Origin of the sequence: Microbacterium galbum (assembly GCF_032464915.1) — a bacterium.
GTDB lineage: Bacteria > Actinomycetota > Actinomycetes > Actinomycetales > Microbacteriaceae > Microbacterium > Microbacterium galbum.
In genome coordinates, this window is sequence record NZ_JAWDIS010000002.1 from 116,027 (window position 1) to 138,699 (window position 22,673).

Here is a 22,673-nt window from a genome sequence, read left to right on the forward strand (position 1 = left end):
CACGCCGCGCTGGGTAGCCTGAGCCTCGTGAGCGACGGTTCGGGGCCGGCGGAGTGCCTCTTCACCTACGGGACGCTGCAGCTGCCCGACGTGCAGCTCGACACGTTCGGCCGTCTGCTCGAGGGAGAAGACGACGCGCTGCCGGGCTACCGTCTCGAGTGGACCGACGTGGGTGATGAACGGGTCGCCCAGCTGTCGGGGCTCGACACGCATCCGATCCTTCGCCGCACCGACGATCCGCGCGACCGCGTGTTCGGACGCGTCCTCCGCCTCACGCCCGATGAACTCGACGCGGCCGACGAGTACGAGGTCTCGCTCTACCGTCGCGCGTCGGTCTCGCTGGCGAGCGGCCTGCGCGCCTGGGTCTACGTGGCCGCATGAGCGCGCTGTCGGTCGATCCCCTGTGGCCCCGGGCCGGTGACTGGCCGTCACCGACGGAGGGGACGGATGCCGTCCTCCTCGGCGTGCCTGCCTGGCGCACCTCTCTGTCGCCCACCGGCGCCGGCGAGACCCCGGCGGCGGTCCGCGCCGCCCTGCGCCGCTTCTCGCCGACGCTGATCGGCCCGCCCGCGATCGACCTGACCGCGCACCTGCGCATCGCCGACGCGGGCGACGTCGACGAGCCCGACGGCCGCGACGGCGAAGCTCGGGTGCGCGCAGCCGTCGCCGCGCTGGCGTCGTCGCGACTCGTCATCGCCCTCGGCGGAGACAACTCCGCGACGTACGCGGTGGCGCAGGGCCGCGGCTCACAGGGTCTCATCACCCTCGACGCGCACTTCGACCTGCGCGACGGCGAATCCAACGGCTCGCCCGTCCGCCGTCTCATCGCCGACGGTCTCGACCCTCACCGCATCGTGCAGATCGGGATCGCCGACTTCGCCAACTCGGCCGCGTACGCGCGCCGCGCCGCCGACGCCGGTATCACCGTCATCACCCTCGACGAGGTGCGCCGCCGCGGCATCGACGAGGTCGTGTCGCACGCCCTGCGCGTGGCCGGCGCGGCAGAGGCGCGCCCCACGGACGAGGACGCGGACGCCGCGGCCGCCGCCGGCGGCATCCACCTCGACATCGACGTCGACGTGTGCGACCGCGCCGTGGCGCCCGGATGCCCCGCGAGCGTGCCCGGCGGGCTGGCCGCGTGGGAGTTGCGCGCTCTCGTGCGCGGGCTCGCCCGAGACCCCGGCGTGACCAGCGCCGACATCGTCGAGGTGGATGCCACGGCAGACACCGACGACGCCCGCACGGTGCGACTCGCCGCCCTGTGCGTTCTGGAGCTCCTGGCAGGAATGGCGGAAAGACGATGATCCAACTCGTGCTCGCGCGTCACGCGAAATCCGACTGGGCCGATGAAGGCCTCGACGATCACGACCGGCCCCTCAACGATCGCGGCCGGCGCGACGCCCCGACGGTCGCGCGCGCAGTGCTGCGGGCGGGAGTGCGTCCCGAGATCCTGCTGTCGAGCACGGCCCTGCGGGCGCGCGAGACGGCTGCGGTGTTCGCGCGCACCTTCGACGCCGAGGTGACCGAGCAGGCCGAGCTCTACCTCGCCGAGCCGGATGGACTGCTGGCGGCGGCGCGCGACGCGGGTGGCGACGAGGTCATGGTCGTCGCGCACGACCCCGGCATGAGCGCCCTCGTCTCCCGTCTCGCCGATCGCGACGTGCGCATGGTCACGTGCGCGGTCGCCGTCTTCACGTGGCACGACGGAACCTGGGACGACGTGGATGCCGTCGCCCCCGACGAGTTCGAACTCTTCACGCCATAGGCCGTGGCTCCACGCCGTCCTTCCAGACACGGCGCACGAGCGGCACACCCGGCCGATAGGCGAGATGCACGCGGCTCGGCGCGTCGAGCAGCACGAGGTCGGCCCGCATCCCGGGCGCGATCGCACCGACGTCGGTGCGACGAAGCGCCCGCGCTCCCCCGGCTGTCGCCGCCCAGACCGCTTCGGCCGGCGTCATCCCCATCTCCCGCACCGCGAGGGCGATCATCAGGGGCATCGAGCTGGTGAAGCTCGACCCGGGGTTGCAATCGCTCGCGAGCGCCACGGTGGCGCCGGCGTCGAGCAACCGCCGGGCGTCGGGATACGGCTGCCGCGTCGAGAACTCCACCCCGGGCAGCAAGGTCGCCACCGTGTCCGAGGCGGCGAGCGCCTCCACGTCGGCGTCGCTCAGGTAGGTGCAGTGGTCCACGGCGGCCGCACCGCACTCGACGGCGAGCCTCACCCCGTCGCCGTGACCGAGCTGGTTGCCGTGCACCCGGATGCCGAGACCCGCCGCCCGACCCGCCTCGAGCACCGGCCGCGCCTGGCCGGCCGTGAACGCGCCGTCCTCGCAGAACACGTCGATCCATCGCGCGGCGGGTGCGACCGCAGCGAGCATCGGACCGGCGACGAGATCGACGTAGGCGTCGGCCCGGCCGTCGAACTCCGCGGGCACCACGTGCGCGCCGAGGAAGGTGACCTCCTCGGTCACCTCGGCGGCGAGGCGGGCGAGGCGCGTCTCGGTCTCGACGTCGAGGCCGTAGCCGGTCTTGACCTCGATCGTGGTCGTCCCTTGTGCACGGCACTCGTCGACGAGGCTCCGCAGGCGCACGCGCAGATCGTCGTCGGACGCGGCACGGGTCGCGGCGACGGTGGTGCGGATGCCCCCCGCGGCATACGTCTCGCCCGCCATGCGCGCCGCGAACTCCTCCGCGCGATCCCCCGCGAAGACGAGGTGCGTGTGACTGTCGACGAAGCCCGGTATCACCGCGCGGCCCCCGGCATCGATGACGGGGAGACCATCGGGGCCCGGTAACGCCGAGCCGTCGGCCCCACCCGGCCCGACCCACGCGACGCGCCCGTTGCGGACGAGCACGCCCGCGTCGCAGATCGTGCCGCAGGGATCACCGCCGACGGCGACGTTGGTCGTCAGCTCGCCGATGCCGGTGAGCCAGAACGACCCTCCGGCGTCGACGGCCCCGGCCGACTCCGTCGCCGCCGATGCACCATCGACCGGCTCGACAGTGCCCCGCGCGGACGCGTTCACCACATCGGCACCGTCAGGCCTCGTTCGGCGGCGACCTCGCGAGCGCGGTCGTACCCGGCATCCACGTGGCGCATGACGCCGGTGCCGGGGTCGTTGACGAGCACGCGCGCGAGCTTCTCCGCGGCCAGCGGCGTGCCGTCGGCGACGCACACCTGTCCGGCGTGGATGCTGCGGCCGATACCGACGCCTCCGCCGTGGTGGATCGACACCCACGACGCTCCGCTGGCGGTGTTGAGCAGCGCGTTCAGCAGCGGCCAGTCGGCGATCGCGTCGGATCCGTCGGCCATCGCCTCGGTCTCGCGATAGGGCGAGGCGACCGAGCCCGCGTCGAGGTGATCACGGCCGATCACGATCGGCCCCGACAGCTCGCCCGACGCGACCATCTCGTTGAACTTCAGCCCCGCCAGATGCCGCTCCTGGTAGCCGAGCCAGCAGATGCGCGCGGGCAGCCCCTCGAAGTGCACCTGCTCTCCGGCCTTCTCGAGCCAGCGGTGCAGGGCGGTGTCGTGCGGGAACAGTTCCGCGACAGCGCGGTCGGTCTTGGCGATGTCGTCGGGGTCTCCCGACAGCGCCACCCAGCGGAACGGCCCCTTGCCCTCGGCGAACAGCGGGCGGATGTAGGCGGGCACGAAGCCCGGGAAGGCGAAAGCGCGGTCGTAGCCGCCGAGCTCCGCCTCGCGACGGATCGAGTTCCCGTAATCGAACACCGCGGCCCCGGCATCCTGGAAGCAGACCATCGCTTCCACGTGCGCGGCCATGCTCTCGCGCGCCCGGCGGGTGAAGTCCTCGGGGTCGCGGGCCGCCTCGGCCTGCCACTGGTCGACCGAGACGCCGGCGGGGAGGTACGACAGGGGGTCGTGCGCGCTCGTCTGGTCGGTGACGATGTCGATCCGGATGCCACGGGCCAGCAGCTCCGGGAAGACCTCCGCCGCGTTGCCCGCGACGCCGACCGACCGGGCCTCGCCCGCCTCGCGGGCGGCGCTCACGCGCGCGATCGCCGTGTCGAGATCGACGGCGACCTCGTCGAGATAGCCGTGGGCGACGCGGCGGTCGAGGCGCGCGCGATCGACGTCGACGATGAGCACGGCACCGCCGTTCATGGTGACCGCGAGGGGCTGCGCGCCGCCCATCCCCCCGCACCCGGCAGTGAGCGTGAGGGTGCCCGCGAGCGACTCCCGGCCGAGCGAGCGGGCGACGGCCGCGAAGGTCTCGTATGTGCCCTGCAGAATGCCCTGCGTGCCGATGTAGATCCACGACCCGGCCGTCATCTGGCCGTACATCGTCAGTCCGAGCTCCTCGAGCCGGCGGAACTCCGGCCACGTGGCCCAGTCGCCGACGAGGTTCGAGTTGGCGATGAGCACGCGCGGCGCCCACTCGTGCGTGCGGAAGACGCCCACGGGCTTGCCCGACTGCACGAGCAGCGTCTCGTCGGGCTCGAGCTCGTCGAGCGTGCGCACGATCGCGTCGTACGCGGCCCACGAACGCGCGGCGCGTCCCGTCCCGCCGTACACGACGAGGTCGTCGGGGCGCTCGGCCACCTCGGGGTCGAGGTTGTTCATGAGCATGCGCTTGGCGGCCTCGGCTCCCCAGCTCTTCGCGGTGCGGGTCGCGCCGCGGGCGGCCCGGATCCCGGATGCCGCGCGGCCGGCAACCGCATCGGACGGGGTCGCGAGAGCCTCGGTCGTGGGGGTGTCGGTCATGCGTGATCTCCTTCGATCAGGGCGAGGGCGGTCCGGGCGACTGCTCCGGAGGCGACGAGTTCGGTGACGGCCTCGATCTCGGGCGCGACGAAGCGGTCGGGTCCCGGTCCCTGCACGCGCGCGCGCACGAGGTCGCGCACGGCTCCCGTGGCCGCCGCGGGCTGCAGCGGCGCGCGCAGGTCGAGAGCGCGGCATCCCGTGAGCACCTCGATGGCGAGCACGCGCGCGAGGCCGTCGACGGCGCGACGGAGCTTTCGGGCCCCGGCCCATCCCATCGAGACGTGGTCCTCCTGCATCGCGCTCGAGGGGATCGAGTCGACCGACGCGGGCGCCGCGAGCCGCTTGAGCTCCGACACGATGCCCGCCGCCGCGTACTGCGCGATCATCAGGCCCGAGTCGACGCCGACCTCGTCGGCCAGGAACGGCGGCAGACCATTGCTGCGCGCCACGTCGAGGGCCCGGTCTGTGCGCCGCTCCGACATGGATGCCACGTCGGCCACCGCGATCGCGAGGAAGTCGAGCACGTACGCCACCGGAGCGCCGTGGAAGTTGCCGTTCGACTCGACGCGTCCGTCGACGGTCACGACGGGATTGTCGACGGCGGATGCCAGCTCGCACTCGGCGATCTGCGCGGCGTGGGTCAGGGTGTCGCGGGCGGCGCCGTGCACCTGGGGCGCGCAGCGCAGCGAGTAGGCGTCCTGCACGCGCGTGCACTCGGGGCCGCGGTGGCTCGCGACCAGCGGTGAGCCGGCCAGCAGCGCACGGAGGTTCGCCGCGGAGGCGGCTTGACCCCGCTGCGGCCGCAACGCCATGAGGTCGGCCGCGAAGACGGCATCCGTCCCCAGCTGGGACTCGATCGAGATCGCCGCGGCGACGTCGGCCGTGGTCAGCAGCGTCTCGAGGTCGTGCACGGCGAGCAGGAGCATGCCGAGCATGCCGTCTGTGCCGTTGATGAGCGCCAGCCCTTCCTTCTCGCGCAGCACGAGCGGCTCGATCCCGGCGGCGGCGAGGGCATCGGCGGCGGGGCGGATCCGCCCCGCGGCGTCCCGGACCTCCCCTTCGCCCATCACGGCGAGGGCGACGTGCGAGAGCGGAGCGAGGTCGCCCGAGCAGCCCAGCGAGCCGTACTCGCGCACGACGGGGGTGATGCCCGCGTTCAGCAGCGCCGCGTAGGTCTCGACGACGGCGGGGCGCACGCCCGTGCGTCCGGTCGCGAGGGTCTGCAGGCGCAGCAGCATGAGGGCGCGGACGACCTCGCGCTCGACCTCCGCTCCGGTGCCGGCCGCGTGCGAGCGGATGAGGCTCGCCTGCAGCTGCGCGCGGCGGTCGTCGGCGATGAAGGTGGTCGCGAGTGCCCCGAACCCGGTCGAGATGCCGTAGTGCGGCTGCGGGTCGTCGGCGAGTGCTTCGATGAGGGCGCGCGTGTCGGCGACGCGCCGCAGAGCATCTTCGTCCACGACCACCCCGGCGCCGTGGCGGGCGACGTCGACGACGTCGTGGGGGCGGAGGGTGGTCGATCCGACGGTAACGGATCCGACGGTGAGGCTCGTGTGCATACGCCGATTCCATCGCGTCCCCTGTCGCGGAACGGCGGGGTTCTGGCATCCTGTGTCTGTCATGCCAGACAATGTCCGCCCGCAGGTGCCCGCCGCCGATCAGACGCTGCGGATCCTCTCGCTGCTCGCGCGGCAGCCGGGCCCGATGGCCGCTCAGACGATCGCGACGACTCTCGGGCTCCCCCGTTCCAGCGTCTACCACCTGCTGGCGACCCTCGAGCAGCACGGCTACGTCGTGCACCTGCCCGGAGAGCGTCGCTGGGGGCTGGGCACCGCCGCGTTCGAGCTGGGCGGCGGCTACGCCCGCCAGCAGCCGCTCGCGCGCCTCGGGCGTCCCCTGCTCGCCGCCCTGTCGGACCGCGTCGGCGAGAGCGCGCACCTCGCCGTGCTCGCCGGTCGCGACGTGCTCTACATCGTCGAGGAGCGCGCTCCGCGGCGCCCGGCGCTCGTGACCGACGTGGGCGTGCGGCTTCCCGCCCACCTCACGGCCACGGGCCGGGCGATGCTCGCCGCCCTCCCCCGCGAGCAGGTGCGGGCCCTGTTCCCGGATGCCACCGCCCTCACGCAGCGGCACGGCGTGGGCCCCGCGACCCCGCGCTCCCTGCGCGAGCTCCTGCGCGAGGTGCGCGCGGCCGGTCACGCGAGTGAGAACGGCGAGGTCACCCCCGGATTCCGCTCCGTCGCCGCCCCGGTGCTCGACCACGCCGGCTGGCCGGCCGCCGCGGTCGCGATCACGTGGCCGGCCGAGGGGCCGCTTCGCGACGCCGACGCGCTGGCGGAGGCCGCGATCGTCTCCGCCGCCGAGCTCGCCCGCCGCATCGGCCGCCCCGCCTGACGCGGCCGCACACTCCGACGAGTGTCCACGACACGCCGCAGGCACCCGCGCCGGTACGGCGTTTCTCGAACACTCGAGCGGGCTTCAAGCGATCCGCGCGGTTTCTCCGTCACGCGCGCCGACGCCCCCGGCAGCCCCACGCCCCGCACGGCGCGTCGATCGTCCACAACACCCGGACGGGTCTCGGAGACGTCCGGGGGTTCCGGACACTCGACAGCGGACTGCGGCCGCGAGACGGAAAACGCCCCGCGCGTCAGCGCACGATGAGCCGCGGCTCCACGAGCACGTGCGCGGCTCCCGCCGTCGCGGGGCGGGGCGCCACCACCGTGCCGTTCTCGCCCATCAGCAGGTCGAGGGCTCCGGATGCCACCCGCTCGGGCAGCTGTTCGACGCTCGAGAGCCCCAGGGCCTCGGCCGCGGGGGTGTTGTCGAACCCGATGACGCGGATGTCGGGGCGGCCGGTGAGGGCGGTCGCGAGGTGCGCACCGATGGCGAGAGAGTCGCTCGCGCACACGATGGCGGTGACGTCGGCATCGACGCGCAGGCCCGCCTCGACCGCGTCACGGGCGAGGGCGACGCTGTCTTCGACGACCCAGCGCGGTCCGCGCGCTGCTCCGACGCTCTCGCTCCATCCGCGCTCTCGTTCGTCGCCCGTCCCCGACCCCTCGGGCCACCCGAGGAACGCGACGCGTCCGGTCGCGCGCTCGAGCGCGTGGACGGTCGCCGCCCGCGTCCCCGCCGCGCCGTCGACATCGACCCACAGGTGGGCGGGCGCCTCGACGTCGTCCTCGCCCCACGGCCGACCGAACGACACGAACGGCAGACCCCGGGCGTTCAGCCACCCGGTGCGGGGGTCGCCGTGGAAGGTGCCGGTGATGACGACGGCATCCACCTCTCCCCCCTCCAGCAGATCGGCGAGCCGGTCGATCTCCTCCTCCGCGGTCCGCGCGGCGTACAGCAGCACGCGCATGTCTCGCTCGCCGGCGCTCTCGGTGAGGGCGTGGACGAATCGGTCGAGCACGACCCCGGCGATGCCGCCGGCGTAGGGATCGAGATGGATGCCGATGGTCGAGCTGCGCCGCGTCCGCAGGCGCCGCGCGGCGGCATGGGGGCGGTAGCCGAGCTCGGCGATGGCGGCCTCGACGCGCCGGCGAGTGGCCTCGCGGACGATGTCGGGAGTGTTCACGACGTTCGACACGGTCTGCCGCGAGACGCCCGCGATGCGCGCGACGTCATCGATGGTGGGCGCCTTGGTCATGTCTTCCTCCCCCCGGGGTGTCAGCCGTCGATCACGTCGGGCGGCCGGATCGGATGCCCTGCCGGCCCCCGTGGACGTGGCGGACGCCCGTCAGCCTAGGCCGCGTGTCGACGGCTTGACATCGCGCCCCGCCGTTCCTTACCGTAGTCGAACCGTCATTTGAACGTTCAAAAAGACGGCCCTCCGCGCACTCGGAGGGGTCGCATGCCTCATCGAAGGAGAGAGACACATGACACGGCACCCTGTCCGCCTCTGGCTCACCGCCGGCGCCCTGCTCGCCACCGGAGCCCTCACGCTCACCGCGTGCGGGTCGGGCTTCACCGACACCCCCGGCGAAGGTCAGGCCTCGGGCGGCGGCAAACTCACGCTGCTCATCGGCTCCTCAGGCGACGCCGAGACCACGGCCGTCACCGACGCCGTCGCCGCATGGAGCGAGCAGTCCGGCGTCGAGGCCGAGGTCCAGACCGCCAACGACCTCCCCCAGCAGCTCTCCCAGGGCTTCGCGGCCGGCTCGCCGCCGGACCTGTTCTACCTCGCCCCCGAGGCCCTCGCCGGCTACGCCGCGAACGGCTCGATCCAGGCGTACGGCGACGACCTGTCGAACAAGAGCGACTTCTACCCCTCGCTCGTCGACAACTTCACCGTCGACGGTCAGTTCTTCTGCGCTCCCAAGGACTTCTCCACGCTCGCGCTGATCATCAACACCGACCTGTGGGCGGCGGCGGGACTCACGGATGCCGACATCCCCACGACGTGGGACCAGTTGGCATCCGTCGCTCAGAAGCTCACCACCGACGGTCGCGTGGGTCTGGCCTTCGGCGCCGAGTACCAGCGCGTGGGCGCCTTCATGGCCCAGGCCGGCGGCGGTCTGGTCACCGACGGCACGGCCACCGCCGACAGCGCCGCCAACGTCGAGGCGTTGACGTACGTCAAGACGCACCTCAACGACGGCACCTTCGCCTTCGCGTCCGACGTGGGCGCGGGCTGGGGCGGCGAGGCGTTCGGCACCCAGAAGGCCGCGATGGTCATCGAGGGCAACTGGATCTCGGGCGCGATGTCCGCCGACTACCCCACCGTGAAGTACCAGGTCGCCGAGCTCCCCGCGGGCCCCGGCGGCAAGGGAACGCTGCAGTTCACCAACTGCTGGGGCATGGCCGCCGACAGCGCGAACCAGGAGCAGGCCCGTTCTCTCGTGGAGTACCTGACCGGCACCGAGCAGCAGCTGGCCTTCTCGAAGGCGTTCGGCCCGATGCCCTCGATCCAGTCGGCCGCCGATGCATGGTCGACCGCCAACCCCGACAAGACCGCATTCCTCGCCGGTGCCGACTACGCGCAGTTCCCGCCGAACATGGCCGGGGCGGCCGACGTCATCACCGACTTCAACGCCCAGCTGGAGTCGCTGAAGACCGGTGACCCGCAGGCGCTGCTGTCGACGGCGCAGTCCAACCTCGAGGCCATCGTCAAGTAATCATGAGCGCTCTCACCGCAGCGCCTCGTCGGGCCGGATCCCCCTCCGCGGGGATCCGGCGCGGCGAGGCCGCCGCCGGCTGGCTGTTCACCGCCCCGGTGCTGATCATCCTCGGCGTGTTCCTCCTCGTCCCCGTGCTCATGGCGCTGTGGGTGAGCTTCTCCGACTGGACCGGGCGCGGCAGTCCGTTCTCCTCGAACGTCGGCTTCGTCGGCCTCGACAACTACGCCGCCGTCACCACCGGCGGCGGGCTCGCCGAGCGCGACTTCGGCACGGCCCTGCGCAACAATGCCTGGTACGTGCTGCTGGTCGTCCCGCTGCAGACCGCCCTCTCGCTCTTCCTCGCGGTGCTCGTCAACCGCGCCGTGCTGCGCGGTCGCGGCCTCTTCCGCACCGCGTTCTACTTCCCCTCGGTGACCAGCTCGGTCGCGATCACTGTGCTGTGGCTGTTCCTCTTCTCGGCATCCGGGGCGGTCAACGAGGTGCTCTCGTGGCTCGGCATCAACGGGCCGAACTGGTTCAGCGACCCCTCGGGCGTCGTGCACAACCTTCTCGGCGCGCTGGGCGTGACGAGCGGCCCGGCCGTCCTCACCGGCAACACGATGCTGGGCGTGTCGTGGTGGGACTGGCTCGCCGGTCCGTCGGTGGCGATGTCGGCGTTCATCCTCATGGCCGTCTTCACGACCTCGGGCACCTTCATGCTCCTGTTCATCGCGGGGCTGCAGAACATCGGCGCCGACGTGCAGGAAGCCGCGATGATGGACGGCGCGAACGGCTGGCAGCGCTTCTGGCGCGTGACCCTGCCGCAGCTCAAGCCCGTGCTGTTCACCGTGCTGACCCTCGGCCTCATCGGCACCTGGCAGGTGTTCGACCAGATCTACACCGGCACCCAGGGCGGCCCCGGCAAGACGACCCTGACCCCGGCCTACCTCAGCTACTCGTCCGCGTTCCTCTCGCAGCAGTGGGGACAGGGTGCGGCGATCGCCTTCGTGCTGTTCGTCATCATCGTGGCCCTCACGATCCTCCAGCGCTTCGTGCTGCGCGACCGCCCGGTCTCGCGCCGGCGCCTCCGTCAGTACGAACTGCCCCGCGAGGGCGCGAAGGGAGCGAAGCGATGACCGCCACGGCATCCCCGCAGACGACGGTGCTCGCCGAGCAGCGCGTCGACGGCCCCACGCGCCCCGCGAAGCACCGCATGTCGGCGAAGACCCTGCGCTGGCAGATCGGCCTGTACGTGCTGCTGCTCGTGCTCGCCCTCGTGTACATCTATCCGTTCCTGGTGCAGGTGGCGACCTCCTTCAAGACGGATGCCGCCGCCGCGGCCGACCCGATCTCGCTCGTCCCGCAGCCCTTCACGTGGGCCGCGTACGAGCGCCTGTTCCTGAACTCCGACTTCCCCGTGTGGTTCGGCAACTCCGTCGTCGTGACGGTGTTCGTCACCGCGGGCCGGGTGTTCTTCAACTCCCTCGCCGGTTACGCCCTCGCGCGCCTGCAGTTCCGCGGTCGCGGCATCGTGTTCGCCGGCCTCGTCGCGGTCATGGCCGTTCCGGCTGTGGTGCTGCTGATCCCCAAGTTCCTCGTGATCAATCAGCTGGGCATGTACGACTCGTACGCCGGCATGATCCTGCCCCTCCTCGTGGATGCCGCGGGCGTGTTCATCATGAAGAACTTCTTCGAGTCGATCCCGCCGTCCGTCGAGGAGCAGGCCCGCATCGACGGAGCGGGGACCTTCCGCATCTTCTGGTCGGTCGTGCTGCCGATGGCGCGCCCCGCGCTCATCACGATCGTGATCCTGTCGTTCCAGGGGTCGTGGAACGAGCTCAGCCACTTCGTCATCTCCACCCAGTCGCCCGAGCTGACCACGCTGACCAAGGGCGTGGCATCCCTCGCCAGCGGGCAGCTCAGCCAGGGCAGCCAATTCCCCCTCAAACTCGCGGCCGCGGCCCTGATGACGATCCCGGTCGCCGTGGTGTTCTTCATCTTCCAGCGCCGCATCATGAACGCCAGCGAAGGAGCCGTCAAAGAATGACCACCGCCCCCACCACCTCGCCGAACGGGACGACCACCGAAACCATGCCCCTGCAACCGCTCCTCAACGACGCCCTCACCGTGCTGCGCGCCCCCACCCAGGTGTGGTCGGACGCGACGGGCGCCATCGGCACGGCCGCCGTTCACGGGGTCTACCACGGCGACGTGCGTCACGTCAGCGCGCTCACGGCCTCGTGCGACGACTCGCCGATCGAGTGGATCTCGACCGCCCCCGACGGCGCCTCGCGCGTGGTCTTCGGCGGGCTCCTCCGCGGAGTCGACGACACCACCCCCGACCCGAAGGTGCGGCTGGTGCGCGACCGCCGGGTCGACGACGGTCTCGTCAGCGAGTCGTGGATCATCCGCTCGCGCGTCGACCGGCCCCTCCGCACCACCCTGCGTCTGCGCCTGACGCCGGAGTTCGCCCAGTTGCACGAGGTGAAGTCGGGCCACGCCCACCCCCGGGCCGCCGAGACGGTGCCCGAGCGAGAGGGCGTGCGCGTCGACGCCGGGGCCCAGGGACTCTCCCTCCACGCCCCCGGGGCCGGGATCTCCCTCGGCGACGCGGGCGTCGAGGCCGCGTGGGACGTCGACGTGCCCGCCTTCGGCGCGGTCCAGGTGGGCTTCACGCTGAGCCTTCGCGACGACACGCTCGTCGTCGACTCGCCCGCCGTCCCGGCCCGCTGGGACGCCGCCGCCGTGTCATCCGCCGCCGCCGACCCGCGCCTCGCCCGATGGCTGCGGACGGCGCTCGACGATCTCGACGCACTGCGCCTCGTGCTCCCCGACCACCCCGACGACGAGTTCTTCGCGGCCGGTGCGCCCTGGTTCTTCACGCTCTTCGGACGCGACTCGATCTGGGCCGCCCGCCTGGCCCTCCCCCTCGACCGCGAGATGGCGGCATCCACCCTCCGCGTGCTCGCGCGTCTGCAGGGGACCGACGACGACGCCCAGACGGCGCAGGAGCCGGGCAAGATCCTGCACGAGCTGCGGGCATCGTCGCTGGAGATCCCGGGCGAGGGCATCGTGCTGCCGCCGAAGTACTACGGCAGCGTCGATTCCACCCCCCTGTGGATCTGCCTGCTCGCCGATGCGTGGCGCGCGGGCATGCCCGAGGCCGAAGTGCGGGAACTCCTGCCGGCGCTGCGCGCGGCGCTCGGCTGGATCCGCGACAGCGGCGACAGCGACGGCGACGGCTTCCTCGACTACATCGACCGCCTCGGCACCGGCCTGTCGAACCAGGGCTGGAAGGACTCCGGCGACTCGATCCAGTGGCGCGACGGAAGCCTCGCCGAGGGTCCGATCGCCCTGTGCGAGGTGCAGGCGTACGCCTATGAGGCCGCCCTCGCCGGCGCCGATCTGCTCGAGGCCTTCGGAGCGGACAGGGATGCCGACGACATCGCGTTCTGGCGCACGTGGGCGCTCGACCTCAAGGCGCGCTTCGCCGACACGTACTGGGTGCAGACGCCGGAGGGCCGGTACCCCGCCGTCGCCCTCGACAACGCCAAGCGGCCGGTCGACACCCTCACCAGCAACATCGGGCACCTGATCGGCACCGGCATCCTCTCCCCCGACGAGGAACGGCACATCGCGTCGCTTCTGCTGGGCGAGAGCATGTCGAGCGGGTACGGCATCCGCACGATGTCGACCGGCGCCGACGGGTACTGGCCCCTGTCGTACCACGGCGGCAGCGTCTGGGTGCACGACACCGCGATCGCCGCCTACGGCATGCTGCGTGCGGGCCTGACCACCGAGGCCCGGGCCGTCGTCGACGGACTCCTGGATGCCGCCGAGGGCTTCGCATACCGCGTGCCCGAGCTGCACAGCGGCGACCGGCGCACCGACTCCTCCGTGCCCACGCCGTACCCCGCGGCGTGCCGCCCGCAGGCGTGGTCGGCCGCGGCCGCCGTCGTCTGCCTCACCGCCCTCACGCCGTCCCCCCTGGCGTGAGCCCGCCGGGCGGCGCGGACCCCCCGCCGCGCCGCCCGGCCCTTCCCCCTCCGGTCGGGGCGCTCGAGGTGGCCCCGGGGCGTCGGAAATGGCCCCGGGGCCACCCCGCGACCCGCTCCATCCCGCGCCGCGCCAGCCAATCGCTCCGCCACGTGGCCCCGGGCGCCGGAACTGGCCCCGCGGCCACCCCGCGCCGCGTCGCGCTACCCTGACGCCGCGAATCTCCGGCGTGACCTCAGGCGACCCGCGCCACTGTGCCGCCCGTCAGCCGCACGAGCTCGTCGAAGGTCAGCGGGAACACCGTGTGCGGCGTCCCGCCCGCGGCCCAGATCTGCGGGAACGCGGCGAGGTCCTCGTCGACCACGGTCGTCAGCGCAGCGGGGTGCCCGGTCGGCGCGACTCCCCCGATCGGCTGACCGGTCGCGGCGAGGACCTGTTCCGGCGTCGCCCGCCGGATCACGCCGCGCCCGAGTCTCTCGGCCAGCGCCGTCGTGTCGACGCGGTGCGCTCCGCTGGTCATCACGAGCAGCGGCTCGTCGTCGCTCCAGAACACGAGGCTGTTCGCGATCGCGCCCACCGCGATGCCGAGGGCTGCGGCCGCCAGGGCGGCCGTCGATGCGGCATCCGGCAGGACGACGATCTTCCCGGGGATGCCGGCCTCCTCCAGCGACGCGGCGACGAGGCGGCTCCGGGCGGGCAGGGCGTCGGTCATGCCCGTCAGCCTAGGCCCGTCGTCGCGCCGCTCCGGCGCCGAGCGGGGGATCTCGGCGGTCACCCGCGCGCGGCGGCGTCGCGCTCGGCGGCGGCGCGCGCCAGAATGGAGGGTGGATGCCGCAACGCCGCGGCGTTCGAAACGTGCCGCCCACAAGGCGACCGACGACAAGGAACGCGATGACCAACGCCCTGCCCCTGCCCGATTTCGCTCACGAGCGCGTGGAGGTGATGACGGGGCGCCGCAGCGGCCTGTTCATCGCCGTCGCGCTGCACTCCTCGGTCCTCGGCTCCGCCCTCGGCGGAGCGCGACTGTGGACCTACCCCTCCTGGACCGACGCCCTGGGCGACGCCCTCCGCCTCTCGGCGGCGATGACGCTGAAGAACGCGGCCGCCGGACTCGACGCCGGCGGCGGAAAGAGCGTCATCGGCCTCCCCGAGGGCACGGTCCTCGACGCCGAGCGCCGCCGTGCCGCCTTCCTCGACCTGGGCGACGCCGTCGAGAGCCTGGGCGGCCTCTACCGCACGGCCGAGGACGTGGGCTCCACCACCGACGACATGCTCGTGGTGAGCGAGCGAACGGCGCACGTCGTGGGCCTGCCCGACACCGTGGGCGGGTCGGGCGAGCCGGCCGGGCCCACGAGCCTCGGCGTCTACGCCTCCCTCGTCGCGACGCTGGAGCGGGCGGTCGGCACGAGCGACGTGTCCGGTCGCCGCATCACGATCGCCGGTCTCGGCCAGGTCGGCAGCCGGCTCGCCGAGCGCCTCGCGACCGAGGGCGCGACGCTGACCGTCACCGACGTCAACCCCGCCAAGCGCGCGCTGGCCGCCGAGCTGGGCGCCGCGTGGGTCGAGCCGAGCGAGGCGCACCTCGTGCCGGCCGATGTCTTCGTTCCCGCCGGGATCGGCGGTGTGCTCACCGACGCGGTGATCGACGCCCTCGACGCGCGCGCGGTCTGCGGCCCCGCCAACAACCCGCTCGCCGAGCGTTCGGGTGCCGAGCGGCTTGCGCGGCGCGGCATCCTGTACGCCCCCGACTTCGTGGTGAACGCGGGCGGCGTGATCTACCTCGACCTCGTGGCCAAGCAGCGCGGGACGCTGGAGCAGATCATGGGGCGCGTGGCCGACATCGGCGACACCGTGCGCCGCGTGTTCGACGAGGCGCAGTCGCGCGGGGTCACCCCGCTCGCCGCCGCCGAGGGACTCGCCGCCGAGCGTCTCGCTGTCGGAGCGGGCGACGGCGCCTTCGTCTGACACGCCCGGGACGAAGAAAGCCGGATGCCGTTTCCCACGGCATCCGGCTTTCTTTCGACCACTCAGTGTGCAGCGTCGTACGCCGCGAGGACGACCTCCGAAATACGTCCGCGTGTATTGATGGAATAGCCGTTCTTCTCGGCCCACGTGCGGACGTCGACCAGGTCGCGGGTGGGCGCGGGGCGGCGCCGCGATTCCTTGCGGGCGGACGGCGAAGAAAAGCCGACGGCGCGACCGGCGGAGATGAAAGGCGAAAGAGCCTCGCGAAGCTTGTCGGCATTCTCACTAGAGAGATCGATCTCGTACGAACGCCCTTCGAGGGAGAAGTGGACGGTGGTTCCGTCATCGATGACCGAACCGTCGAGATCGTCGATCACCTGCGTGATGTGCTTTTTCGCCATGCGCCGATCGTAAGACGGCAATTTGCGCCTCCCCGGGGCGCGATATTACGAATTCACCCGCTTCATCGTCAGCTTTCACCGGTTTCCGGAACGGCCGGCCCGACTCTCGACCGCGACGATCCGATGATCCTTGTCGTGCGTGAGTTCCGTGCGCCGGAATTGCTCGTCGTCCGGCAACCGGAGCGCGAAACGCGCATATGCCGTCATGCGCAGGCTGCCCTCGCGCACGCGCACGTCGAGAACGTGGCCGCCGACGGTGCGATCGTCGGCGAGGAAATGCAGGTGGAGCCCGGCGACCGTGATGCCCTGATAGATCCGGGGCATCCAGAACCCGACCAGAGAACCCGTGCAGTCGCACGCCACCGTTTCGATCTGCTCCGCGGCGACGTCCGCGAGCGGGCGGAACGGCGGCTCCTGCCGTCGCGTGACGCGCGTGCGCACCCGCGCCATCACGCCGTCGAGGCGCACGGCGTGGAAGAGGTTGCGGCTGGCCAGCCGGGCGTCGACGTGGCTCTCGAGGTCGGCGAAGTCGGCGTCGCGCACCACGGTGGCGACCCCCTCGCCCATCGCGCACACGTCGACGAAGGGCAGCGTCTCGCTCGGCTCCATCCGGCGCGGCGGGGCGTCCGGCGTGCACTCGAACGGCGTGCCGTCGAGGATGACGACTTCGCCGCCGAGACCTTCGCAGCAGCCGATCCCGGTGTCTCCGAGCTCCACCGCATCGGAAACCGGAATACCCGCCGAATACACGCCCGCCATCAGCGCGTCGAGCACGGCGAATTGGGTCACCGCGCTCGACGCGATGTCGGCCGTCGGCGAACCGACCGGCGAATCCGGAGCGACCTCAGGAATTCGCGTCGGCGTACGCGTCGAGAATGGTCGAGGGAACACGGCCGCGGTCGCTCACCGTGTGTCCGTTCGCCCGCGCCCATTCGCGGACGGCACCGAGGTCGACGTCGCTGGAGCGGCGGGGGGCGCGTGATCGACGCGTCGTGGAGGCACCGCGCGAGACCGAGCGAGCGGCATCCACGAAAGGTGCGATCGCCGAATAGAACTTGTCCGCATTCCGGTCGGAGAGATCGATCTCATAAGCACGGCCTTCGACCGAGAAAGTGATCTGCTTTCCTTGTCCGTCTTCGAGGACCGTTCCGTCGAGATCGTCGACGAGGTGCGTGATGTGCTTCATAGCCATAATACGAAAAACCTTACACCGGCATTCGATGAATTACCCGCACGACTATCCGTGTGATAGCACCGGGACGGCGGGCCGCGTCACCGATAGGCGCGGGGGCGGCGAGGGACTATTCTCCGGGGGTGGTGTTCGCTCCGGGGACACCACCTGAGACAGACATCCGTCGAGACAGGGAAGCGTCGCGTGAGCCTTTTCCGTACCAAGTCGGTGGAGCAGTCCATCGCCGACACCGATGAACCGGAGTTCCGGCTCAAGAAGTCCCTGAGCGCGGTCGACCTGACCGTCTTCGGCGTGGGCGTCGTGATCGGCGCCGGTATCTTCACCCTCACCGGGCGCGCCGCGCACGACGTGGCGGGTCCCGCCGTGGTGATCAGTTTCGTGATCGCCGCGATCGCGTGCGGCCTCGCGGCCATGTGCTACGCCGAGTTCGCCTCGACCGTCCCCGTGTCGGGATCGGCGTACACCTTCTCCTACGCGTCGCTCGGCGAGCTGTTCGCCTGGATCATCGGGTGGGATCTGATCCTGGAGATGTTCCTCGGCGCGAGCGTCGTCGCCCAGGGCTGGAGCGCGTACCTCGGGACGTTCCTCGAACAGATCGGCATCGTGCTCCCGCCGGCCATCTCCTACGGCGGTGTCGTCGATCTCCCCGCCATCCTGCTCGTGCTGGTGCTCGGCGGCCTGATGACCCTGGGCATCAAGGAGTCGCTCCGCGTCAACCTCGTCCTCGTGGCGGTGAAGCTGTTCATCGTGCTGTTCGTCATCATCGCCGGCATCCTGTTCATCAACCCGGCGAACTACAGCCCCTTCGTGCCCGACTCCGTGCCGACCGAATCCACGTCGGGACTGACGCAGCCGCTGCTGCAGTTCCTCTCGGGTCTGGAGCCCGCGACCTTCGGTGTCGGCGGCATCCTCGCGGGAGCCGCCCTCGTGTTCTTCGCCTACATCGGCTTCGACGTCGTGGCGACCACCGCCGAGGAGACCAAGCGCCCCCAGCGCGACCTGCCGATCGGCATCATCGCGTCGCTCGTGATCTGCACGATCCTGTACTGCGCGGTCGCCGTCGTGGTCACGGGAATGGTCCCCTACTCCGACCTCAACCCCTCCGCGGCCCTCGCGAACGCGTTCGCCTTCCACGGCCAGACGTGGATGGCGACCGTCATCGCGGCCGGCGCGGTGGCGGGCCTCACGACCGTCGTGCTGACCCTGCTGATCGGTGCCACGCGCATCATCTTCGCGATGTCGCGCGACCGCCTGCTCCCCGGCGGTCTCGCCAAGGTGCACCCGCGCTTCCGCACCCCGTGGGTCATCTCGATCATCGTCACGGTCATCGTGGCGATCGTCGCCGGACTCACCCCCATCGGCGTCCTCGAAGAAATGGTGAACATCGGCACGCTCTCCGCCTTCGTGCTGGTCTCGATCGGCGTCATCGTGCTGCGGCGCAAGCGCCCCGACCTGAAGCGCGGGTTCCGCGTGCCCTTCAGCCCGGTGCTGCCGATCCTGTCGGCGCTCATCTGCACCTATCTGATGCTCAACCTCTCGGTCGAGACCTGGCTGCGCTTCCTCATCTGGCTCGCCCTCGGGTTCGCGATCTACTTCGCCTACTCGCGCAGCCACGCGCGCCTCGCCACCGGCGCCCCGCTCGATCCCACGAAGCCGCACGTCGTGGCGCCGCCGAAGGACTGAGCCTCGCCCACCGGATGCCGCGGCCCCACCGTCTCGAACGGTCGGGGTCGCGGCATCCGCGCCTCCGTCATCCGAGGGGATGACATCGCCGATCGACGTCATCCCATCGGATGATCTCCGGCTCCCACGGCGCCGGGCGATACGTGGGCGATACACGCACCCCCCTAGGGTGGAGACGTTCGATGACGACGATTTCCGTTCCGGGGGGGTTTCATGGGGATCGCACGCACGTGGGTCTTTCCGATTCTGCGTATCCTTCTCGTCGCCCTGGTGGCGGCGGCACTCATCAAGCTCGCGTTCTTCCCTGATCGCCCCGCCGACGCGTCTCCCGCGATCCCGACGGGGACCATCGTCGAACCGACGACCGTCGCGGCGCTCGGCACGATCACGAACGACGTGGTCGTCTCGGCTACCGTGTCGGCGGATCCCGCCCTGCCGATGAAGGCCACGGCCGCCGGCACGGTGAACAAGATCTTCATCGCCCAGGGCGCGAACGTGAACCAGGGCGACGTCGTCTTCGACGTCAAGGTCCCCATCGAGCGCGATCCCGCCGACAGCGTGGATGCCGAGGGCAAGCCCAAGCCGGCGATCTTCCGCTACGAGGACGTCACGGCGCCGGCGACCGGCATCCTGAGCTCGCTCTCGGTCATCTCGGGGCAGGACATCACGATCGGGATGACGGCGGGCACCGTGGCCCCGCCGACCTTCTCGGTCAGCGGCTCGCTCGAGCCCGCGCAGCAGTACCGCTTGCTGGACCGCCCGACCGAGGCCACGGTGACGATCACCGGCGGGCCCGCCGCCTTCGCGTGCGGGAACCTCCGCATCACCACTCCCCTGGCCGGGAGCACCGGCGGGAGCACGAGCGACGACACGTCCGCCACGGGCGGAGCGAGCACCGGTGGTGCGGGCGGATCATCGACGACGGCCACGTGCACCGTGCCGGGCGAGGTGACCGTCTTCTCGGGGCTCGCCGCCGAGATGACGATCGCCGGAGGTCGCGCCGAGAACGTGCTCGTCGTGCCGACCACCGCGGTGCGCGGGGCGGCTCAGAGCGGCACGGTGTGGGTGATGAGCGCGGACGGTGCCACCGAGGAGCGCCCGGTGGCGCTGGGCCTCACCGACGGCACGCAGGTGCAGATCACGCAGGGGCTGGCCGAGGGCGACGAGATCCTGGAGTTCGCCCCAGGCGCGATGGCCCCGGCGAACGACGGGTGCACGACCTATCCCGACGGGTCGATGTACTGCGAAGCGGCCCTCGGCGGATGAGCCTGCTCGCGCTGCGGGCGGTCACCCGCACGGTGATCCCGCAGGATCAGCCCGCGCTGACGATCCTGAACGGCGTCGACCTGCAGATCGAACCGGGCGACCACGTGTCGATCGTCGGACGGTCGGGCTCGGGCAAGTCGACGCTGCTGAACATGCTGGGGCTTCTCGACCTGCCCACCAGCGGCGAGATCCTCTTCGACGACCGCCCGGTGCGGTCGTACTCGTCGGCGCAGCGCGATCGTCTGCGCGGAGCGGCGATCGGCTTCGTCTTCCAGCAGTTTAACCTGCTGCCCGGACGCACCGCCCTCGAGAACGTCACGATGCCGCTCCTCTACGCGTCGGGGAGGACGTTCTGGCGACGCAAGAGGATCGCCGCCGACATGCTCGCCCTCGTCGGTCTCGAGCACCGACTGAACAGCATGCCCGATCGCCTGTCGGGCGGTGAGCAGCAGCGGGTGGCGATCGCGCGCTCGCTCGTCCGCGGGCCGCGCCTGATCCTCGCCGACGAGCCCACGGGCGCCCTCGACCTCGACACCGGTCAGAGCGTGATGGAGCTGATCGACGAGGTCGCCGTGCAGACGGGCGCCGCACAGGTCATCATCACCCACGACCCGACCATCGCCCGGCGCGCGCGTCGGCACTTCCGGCTCGACCGGGGCGTTCTGACCCCGGTCGACGATCCGTCGCTGGAGCCGCTGACGAGACGCGACCGGCGCGAGATGGCTCCGGCGCCGGAGGAGGCGGCGTCGACCGGCACGGACGAGCTCGCCGTCCTCGGGCTCGGCACCGCGACGGCGACCGCCACCCTCCCCGACCCCGCCGACAGCGGACCCACCGACGACGCGCGCCTCGACGCGCCGGAGGGCGAGGACTGATGCGCGGCGTCAGCGCCGTGGTCGGCGCGCTGCTCGAGGCCTGGCAGGAAGTGCGGGTGCATCGCACGCGCGTCCTGCTCTCGCTCGTGGGCGTGGCCGTCGCCGTGTGTTCGCTCACGACCGTCGTCGCCCTCGGCGCGATCGTGCAGCAGGCGAACCAGGAACTCAGCGAGCGGCAGTCCGGGCGCCCGGCGAGCCTGTCCGTCTCGGCCTACCGCACCGACGGCGGCACCCTCGCCCCCGAGGCGATGGATGCCGCGTGGAGCGACGTCGTCGAGCGCTACGACATCTCCTACGCCACCCGCGTCGTGCAGACCACGCAGTCGGTGCCGTTCCGCGACGGCATCGTGCAAGTGCCGACGCAGGCCGTCGACCAGCCGTTCGGCGAGATGCACCGGGTGCGCATGGCCGAGGGCGAGTGGTTCACCGAGCGGGACGTGCAGCAGCTGGCTCCTCGCCTCATCGTGAACGAGATCTTCTACGACCGCATGGGCCGCCCGCCCCTCGAGACCCACCCGATGGTGGCGCTCGGGGGCCAGGGCCTGCCAAACGCGGCATCCGGCATCCCCTCCGGCGGCGTGCGCGCCGTCGTCGTCGGCGTGACGCCCTCGGCCACGTGGGAGATCGAACCGTCGATGTACATGCTCGGCTCTCAGCTGCAGGCGATGCAGGCCGCGGCCGCCGGCGAGCGCGGAGACGCCGCCGCCGCGCCGAGCGATCCGTACGGCGGCGGGGGTCCCGTCATCCCGTCCTACGAGATGTGGGTGCCGCCCGAGATCGCCGACCAGCTCACCGAGGTGGTGAAGCGCGATCTGCGCGCGGCCCTGGGCACCGGTGTCGAAGTGACCGCCGATCGACGCGATTGGGCGACGTACGGCGACGATCCGTTCCTCGTCACGAAGATGGTCGTCATCGGCATCGCCGTGCTCGTGCTGCTGCTCGGCGCCCTCGGACTGGTGAACATCGCGCTCGTCACGGTGAAGCAGCGTGTTCGCGAGATCGGCATCCGCCGCAGTTTCGGTGCGACCGCGAGCCGGGTGTTCTTCGCGGTCATGCTCGAGAGCGTCGTGGCGACGGTGGTCGCAGGGGCCGCGGGAGTGACCGTGTCGATCCTCGTGGTGCAGTCGCCGGCCGTGCGCGAGCTCATCGGGCAGGGGATGGTCACCGACTTCCCCCCGTTCCCGGTGGACGCCGCGGTCACCGGCCTCGTCGCCGCCACGGCCGTGGGCGCGATCGCCGGGCTGCTCCCGGCCCTCGTCGCGGTGCGCGTGAAGGTCATCGACGCCATCCGATATTGACCCCCATTCCCCGCGGAGCCTGGTAAGGGTCCGCACCACGCAGATAGGTTCGAGATCGTGACCGACCACTCCCGCGAGACCTCGCAGACCGTGCCCCCGCAACCCGTCGCGCTGCCGGCCGTCCTTCCGGATGCCGTCGTGCCTCCGGTCGCGACCGATCAGCAGCCCG

General features: G+C 71.7%; 21 protein-coding genes. 13 read left to right on the forward strand and 8 right to left on the reverse strand.

The window, feature by feature from the left end; all coding sequences use genetic code 11:
* The first annotated feature begins 27 nt into the window (after positions 1-27).
* Genes RWH45_RS09685 through RWH45_RS09695 form a run of 3 tightly spaced genes read left to right on the forward strand, consistent with a single transcriptional unit; the run spans position 28 to position 1,765 of the window.
* Entirely contained in the window at positions 28-381 is a 354-nt protein-coding gene (locus RWH45_RS09685) for a gamma-glutamylcyclotransferase family protein (protein ID WP_315994703.1), read from the forward strand.
* Complete coding sequence (locus tag RWH45_RS09690) at positions 378-1,304, forward strand: arginase family protein (protein ID WP_315994704.1); 927 nt, start codon at positions 378-380, stop codon at positions 1,302-1,304. The genes RWH45_RS09685 and RWH45_RS09690 overlap by 4 nt, the downstream gene beginning before the upstream one ends.
* Entirely contained in the window at positions 1,301-1,765 is a 465-nt protein-coding gene (locus RWH45_RS09695; protein ID WP_315994705.1) for a SixA phosphatase family protein, read from the forward strand. The genes RWH45_RS09690 and RWH45_RS09695 overlap by 4 nt, the downstream gene beginning before the upstream one ends.
* Here RWH45_RS09695 and hutI read toward each other — a convergent pair.
* The 3 genes from hutI to hutH all read right to left on the reverse strand — a co-directional run bounded on the left by hutI (position 1,755) and on the right by hutH (position 6,285).
* The gene (hutI, locus tag RWH45_RS09700; protein ID WP_315995260.1) at positions 1,755-2,924 is read right to left on the reverse strand and encodes an imidazolonepropionase; all 1,170 of its coding nucleotides are present in this window, start codon (positions 2,922-2,924) and stop codon (positions 1,755-1,757) included. The genes RWH45_RS09695 and hutI overlap by 11 nt on opposite strands.
* Before the next feature lie 101 nt (positions 2,925-3,025).
* A complete protein-coding gene (hutU, locus tag RWH45_RS09705) occupies positions 3,026-4,729 on the reverse strand; it encodes a urocanate hydratase (RefSeq protein ID WP_315994706.1) in 1,704 nt (567 codons plus the stop codon).
* Positions 4,726-6,285 carry a histidine ammonia-lyase gene (gene hutH, locus RWH45_RS09710; RefSeq protein WP_315994707.1) on the reverse strand — a complete coding sequence of 520 codons (1,560 nt, stop codon included), beginning with the start codon at positions 6,283-6,285 and terminating at the stop codon, positions 4,726-4,728. Before hutH ends, hutU begins: the two co-directional genes overlap by 4 nt.
* 61 nt (positions 6,286-6,346) lie before the next feature.
* On the opposite strand from hutH, the gene RWH45_RS09715 reads away from it, so the two are divergent.
* Complete coding sequence (locus RWH45_RS09715; protein WP_315994708.1) at positions 6,347-7,120, forward strand: IclR family transcriptional regulator; 774 nt, start codon at positions 6,347-6,349, stop codon at positions 7,118-7,120.
* 253 nt (positions 7,121-7,373) lie between these two features.
* On the opposite strand, the gene RWH45_RS09720 is transcribed toward RWH45_RS09715, so the two are convergent.
* Entirely contained in the window at positions 7,374-8,378 is a 1,005-nt protein-coding gene (locus tag RWH45_RS09720) for a LacI family DNA-binding transcriptional regulator (RefSeq protein WP_315994709.1), read from the reverse strand.
* Positions 8,379-8,607: 229 nt separating this feature from the next.
* Between RWH45_RS09720 and RWH45_RS09725 the strand changes: the two genes are divergently transcribed.
* From RWH45_RS09725 to RWH45_RS09740, 4 genes are all read left to right on the forward strand, one after another.
* Positions 8,608-9,846 (forward strand): sugar ABC transporter substrate-binding protein, encoded by a 1,239-nt coding sequence (locus RWH45_RS09725; RefSeq protein ID WP_315994710.1) that lies wholly within the window; start codon positions 8,608-8,610, stop codon positions 9,844-9,846.
* A gap of 2 nt (positions 9,847-9,848) precedes the next feature.
* A complete protein-coding gene (locus RWH45_RS09730) occupies positions 9,849-10,964 on the forward strand; it encodes a carbohydrate ABC transporter permease (RefSeq protein WP_315994711.1) in 1,116 nt (371 codons plus the stop codon).
* A 77-nt stretch (positions 10,965-11,041) separates the two neighbouring features.
* Complete coding sequence (locus RWH45_RS09735) at positions 11,042-11,875, forward strand: carbohydrate ABC transporter permease (protein WP_437127341.1); 834 nt, start codon at positions 11,042-11,044, stop codon at positions 11,873-11,875.
* The gene (locus tag RWH45_RS09740; protein WP_315994713.1) at positions 11,872-13,824 is read left to right on the forward strand and encodes a glycogen debranching N-terminal domain-containing protein; all 1,953 of its coding nucleotides are present in this window, start codon (positions 11,872-11,874) and stop codon (positions 13,822-13,824) included. The genes RWH45_RS09735 and RWH45_RS09740 overlap by 4 nt, the downstream gene beginning before the upstream one ends.
* A gap of 235 nt (positions 13,825-14,059) precedes the next feature.
* On the opposite strand, the gene RWH45_RS09745 is transcribed toward RWH45_RS09740, so the two are convergent.
* A complete protein-coding gene (locus RWH45_RS09745; protein ID WP_315994714.1) occupies positions 14,060-14,536 on the reverse strand; it encodes a YbaK/EbsC family protein in 477 nt (158 codons plus the stop codon).
* Between the two features lie 179 nt (positions 14,537-14,715).
* On the opposite strand from RWH45_RS09745, the gene RWH45_RS09750 reads away from it, so the two are divergent.
* Positions 14,716-15,789 carry a Glu/Leu/Phe/Val dehydrogenase family protein gene (locus RWH45_RS09750; protein WP_315994715.1) on the forward strand — a complete coding sequence of 358 codons (1,074 nt, stop codon included), beginning with the start codon at positions 14,716-14,718 and terminating at the stop codon, positions 15,787-15,789.
* A 62-nt stretch (positions 15,790-15,851) separates the two neighbouring features.
* Here RWH45_RS09750 and RWH45_RS09755 read toward each other — a convergent pair whose 3' ends face one another.
* The 3 genes from RWH45_RS09755 to RWH45_RS09765 all read right to left on the reverse strand — a co-directional run bounded on the left by RWH45_RS09755 (position 15,852) and on the right by RWH45_RS09765 (position 17,382).
* A complete protein-coding gene (locus tag RWH45_RS09755; protein WP_315994716.1) occupies positions 15,852-16,190 on the reverse strand; it encodes a histone-like nucleoid-structuring protein Lsr2 in 339 nt (112 codons plus the stop codon).
* 75 nt (positions 16,191-16,265) lie between these two features.
* Positions 16,266-16,964 (reverse strand): acetolactate decarboxylase, encoded by a 699-nt coding sequence (locus RWH45_RS09760; RefSeq protein ID WP_315994717.1) that lies wholly within the window; start codon positions 16,962-16,964, stop codon positions 16,266-16,268.
* 70 nt (positions 16,965-17,034) lie between these two features.
* Positions 17,035-17,382 carry a histone-like nucleoid-structuring protein Lsr2 gene (locus tag RWH45_RS09765; RefSeq protein ID WP_315994718.1) on the reverse strand — a complete coding sequence of 116 codons (348 nt, stop codon included), beginning with the start codon at positions 17,380-17,382 and terminating at the stop codon, positions 17,035-17,037.
* A gap of 183 nt (positions 17,383-17,565) precedes the next feature.
* Here RWH45_RS09765 and RWH45_RS09770 point away from each other — a divergent pair, with 183 nt between their 5' ends.
* From RWH45_RS09770 to RWH45_RS09785, 4 genes are all read left to right on the forward strand, one after another.
* Entirely contained in the window at positions 17,566-19,065 is a 1,500-nt protein-coding gene (locus RWH45_RS09770) for an amino acid permease (protein ID WP_315994719.1), read from the forward strand.
* Between the two features lie 213 nt (positions 19,066-19,278).
* Entirely contained in the window at positions 19,279-20,331 is a 1,053-nt protein-coding gene (locus RWH45_RS09775) for a permuted SH3 domain-containing protein (protein WP_315994720.1), read from the forward strand.
* Positions 20,328-21,206 carry an ABC transporter ATP-binding protein gene (locus RWH45_RS09780; RefSeq protein WP_315994721.1) on the forward strand — a complete coding sequence of 293 codons (879 nt, stop codon included), beginning with the start codon at positions 20,328-20,330 and terminating at the stop codon, positions 21,204-21,206. Before RWH45_RS09775 ends, RWH45_RS09780 begins: the two co-directional genes overlap by 4 nt.
* Entirely contained in the window at positions 21,206-22,504 is a 1,299-nt protein-coding gene (locus tag RWH45_RS09785; RefSeq protein ID WP_315994722.1) for an ABC transporter permease, read from the forward strand. Before RWH45_RS09780 ends, RWH45_RS09785 begins: the two co-directional genes overlap by 1 nt.
* The last annotated feature ends 169 nt before the right edge of the window (positions 22,505-22,673 follow it).

Excerpts from the sequence above, each read along its gene's own strand:
- RWH45_RS09695 (WP_315994705.1), top strand. The coding sequence starts at position 1,301 with ATGATCCAACTCGTGCTCGCGCGTCACGCGAAATCCGACTGGGCCGAT.
- RWH45_RS09750 (WP_315994715.1), top strand. The coding sequence starts at position 14,716 with ATGACCAACGCCCTGCCCCTGCCCGATTTCGCTCACGAGCGCGTGGAG.
- RWH45_RS09775 (WP_315994720.1), top strand. The coding sequence starts at position 19,279 with ATGGGGATCGCACGCACGTGGGTCTTTCCGATTCTGCGTATCCTTCTC.
- RWH45_RS09740 (WP_315994713.1), top strand. The coding sequence starts at position 11,872 with ATGACCACCGCCCCCACCACCTCGCCGAACGGGACGACCACCGAAACC.
- RWH45_RS09715 (WP_315994708.1), top strand. The coding sequence starts at position 6,347 with ATGCCAGACAATGTCCGCCCGCAGGTGCCCGCCGCCGATCAGACGCTG.
- RWH45_RS09690 (WP_315994704.1), top strand. The coding sequence starts at position 378 with ATGAGCGCGCTGTCGGTCGATCCCCTGTGGCCCCGGGCCGGTGACTGG.
- hutH (WP_315994707.1), bottom strand. The coding sequence starts at position 6,285 with ATGCACACGAGCCTCACCGTCGGATCCGTTACCGTCGGATCGACCACC.
- hutU (WP_315994706.1), bottom strand. The coding sequence starts at position 4,729 with ATGACCGACACCCCCACGACCGAGGCTCTCGCGACCCCGTCCGATGCG.
- RWH45_RS09745 (WP_315994714.1), bottom strand. The coding sequence starts at position 14,536 with ATGACCGACGCCCTGCCCGCCCGGAGCCGCCTCGTCGCCGCGTCGCTG.
- RWH45_RS09780 (WP_315994721.1), top strand. The coding sequence starts at position 20,328 with ATGAGCCTGCTCGCGCTGCGGGCGGTCACCCGCACGGTGATCCCGCAG.
- RWH45_RS09725 (WP_315994710.1), top strand. The coding sequence starts at position 8,608 with ATGACACGGCACCCTGTCCGCCTCTGGCTCACCGCCGGCGCCCTGCTC.
- RWH45_RS09765 (WP_315994718.1), bottom strand. The coding sequence starts at position 17,382 with ATGGCTATGAAGCACATCACGCACCTCGTCGACGATCTCGACGGAACG.
- RWH45_RS09755 (WP_315994716.1), bottom strand. The coding sequence starts at position 16,190 with ATGGCGAAAAAGCACATCACGCAGGTGATCGACGATCTCGACGGTTCG.
- RWH45_RS09720 (WP_315994709.1), bottom strand. The coding sequence starts at position 8,378 with ATGACCAAGGCGCCCACCATCGATGACGTCGCGCGCATCGCGGGCGTC.
- RWH45_RS09730 (WP_315994711.1), top strand. The coding sequence starts at position 9,849 with ATGAGCGCTCTCACCGCAGCGCCTCGTCGGGCCGGATCCCCCTCCGCG.
- RWH45_RS09735 (WP_437127341.1), top strand. The coding sequence starts at position 11,042 with ATGTCGGCGAAGACCCTGCGCTGGCAGATCGGCCTGTACGTGCTGCTG.
- RWH45_RS09785 (WP_315994722.1), top strand. The coding sequence starts at position 21,206 with ATGCGCGGCGTCAGCGCCGTGGTCGGCGCGCTGCTCGAGGCCTGGCAG.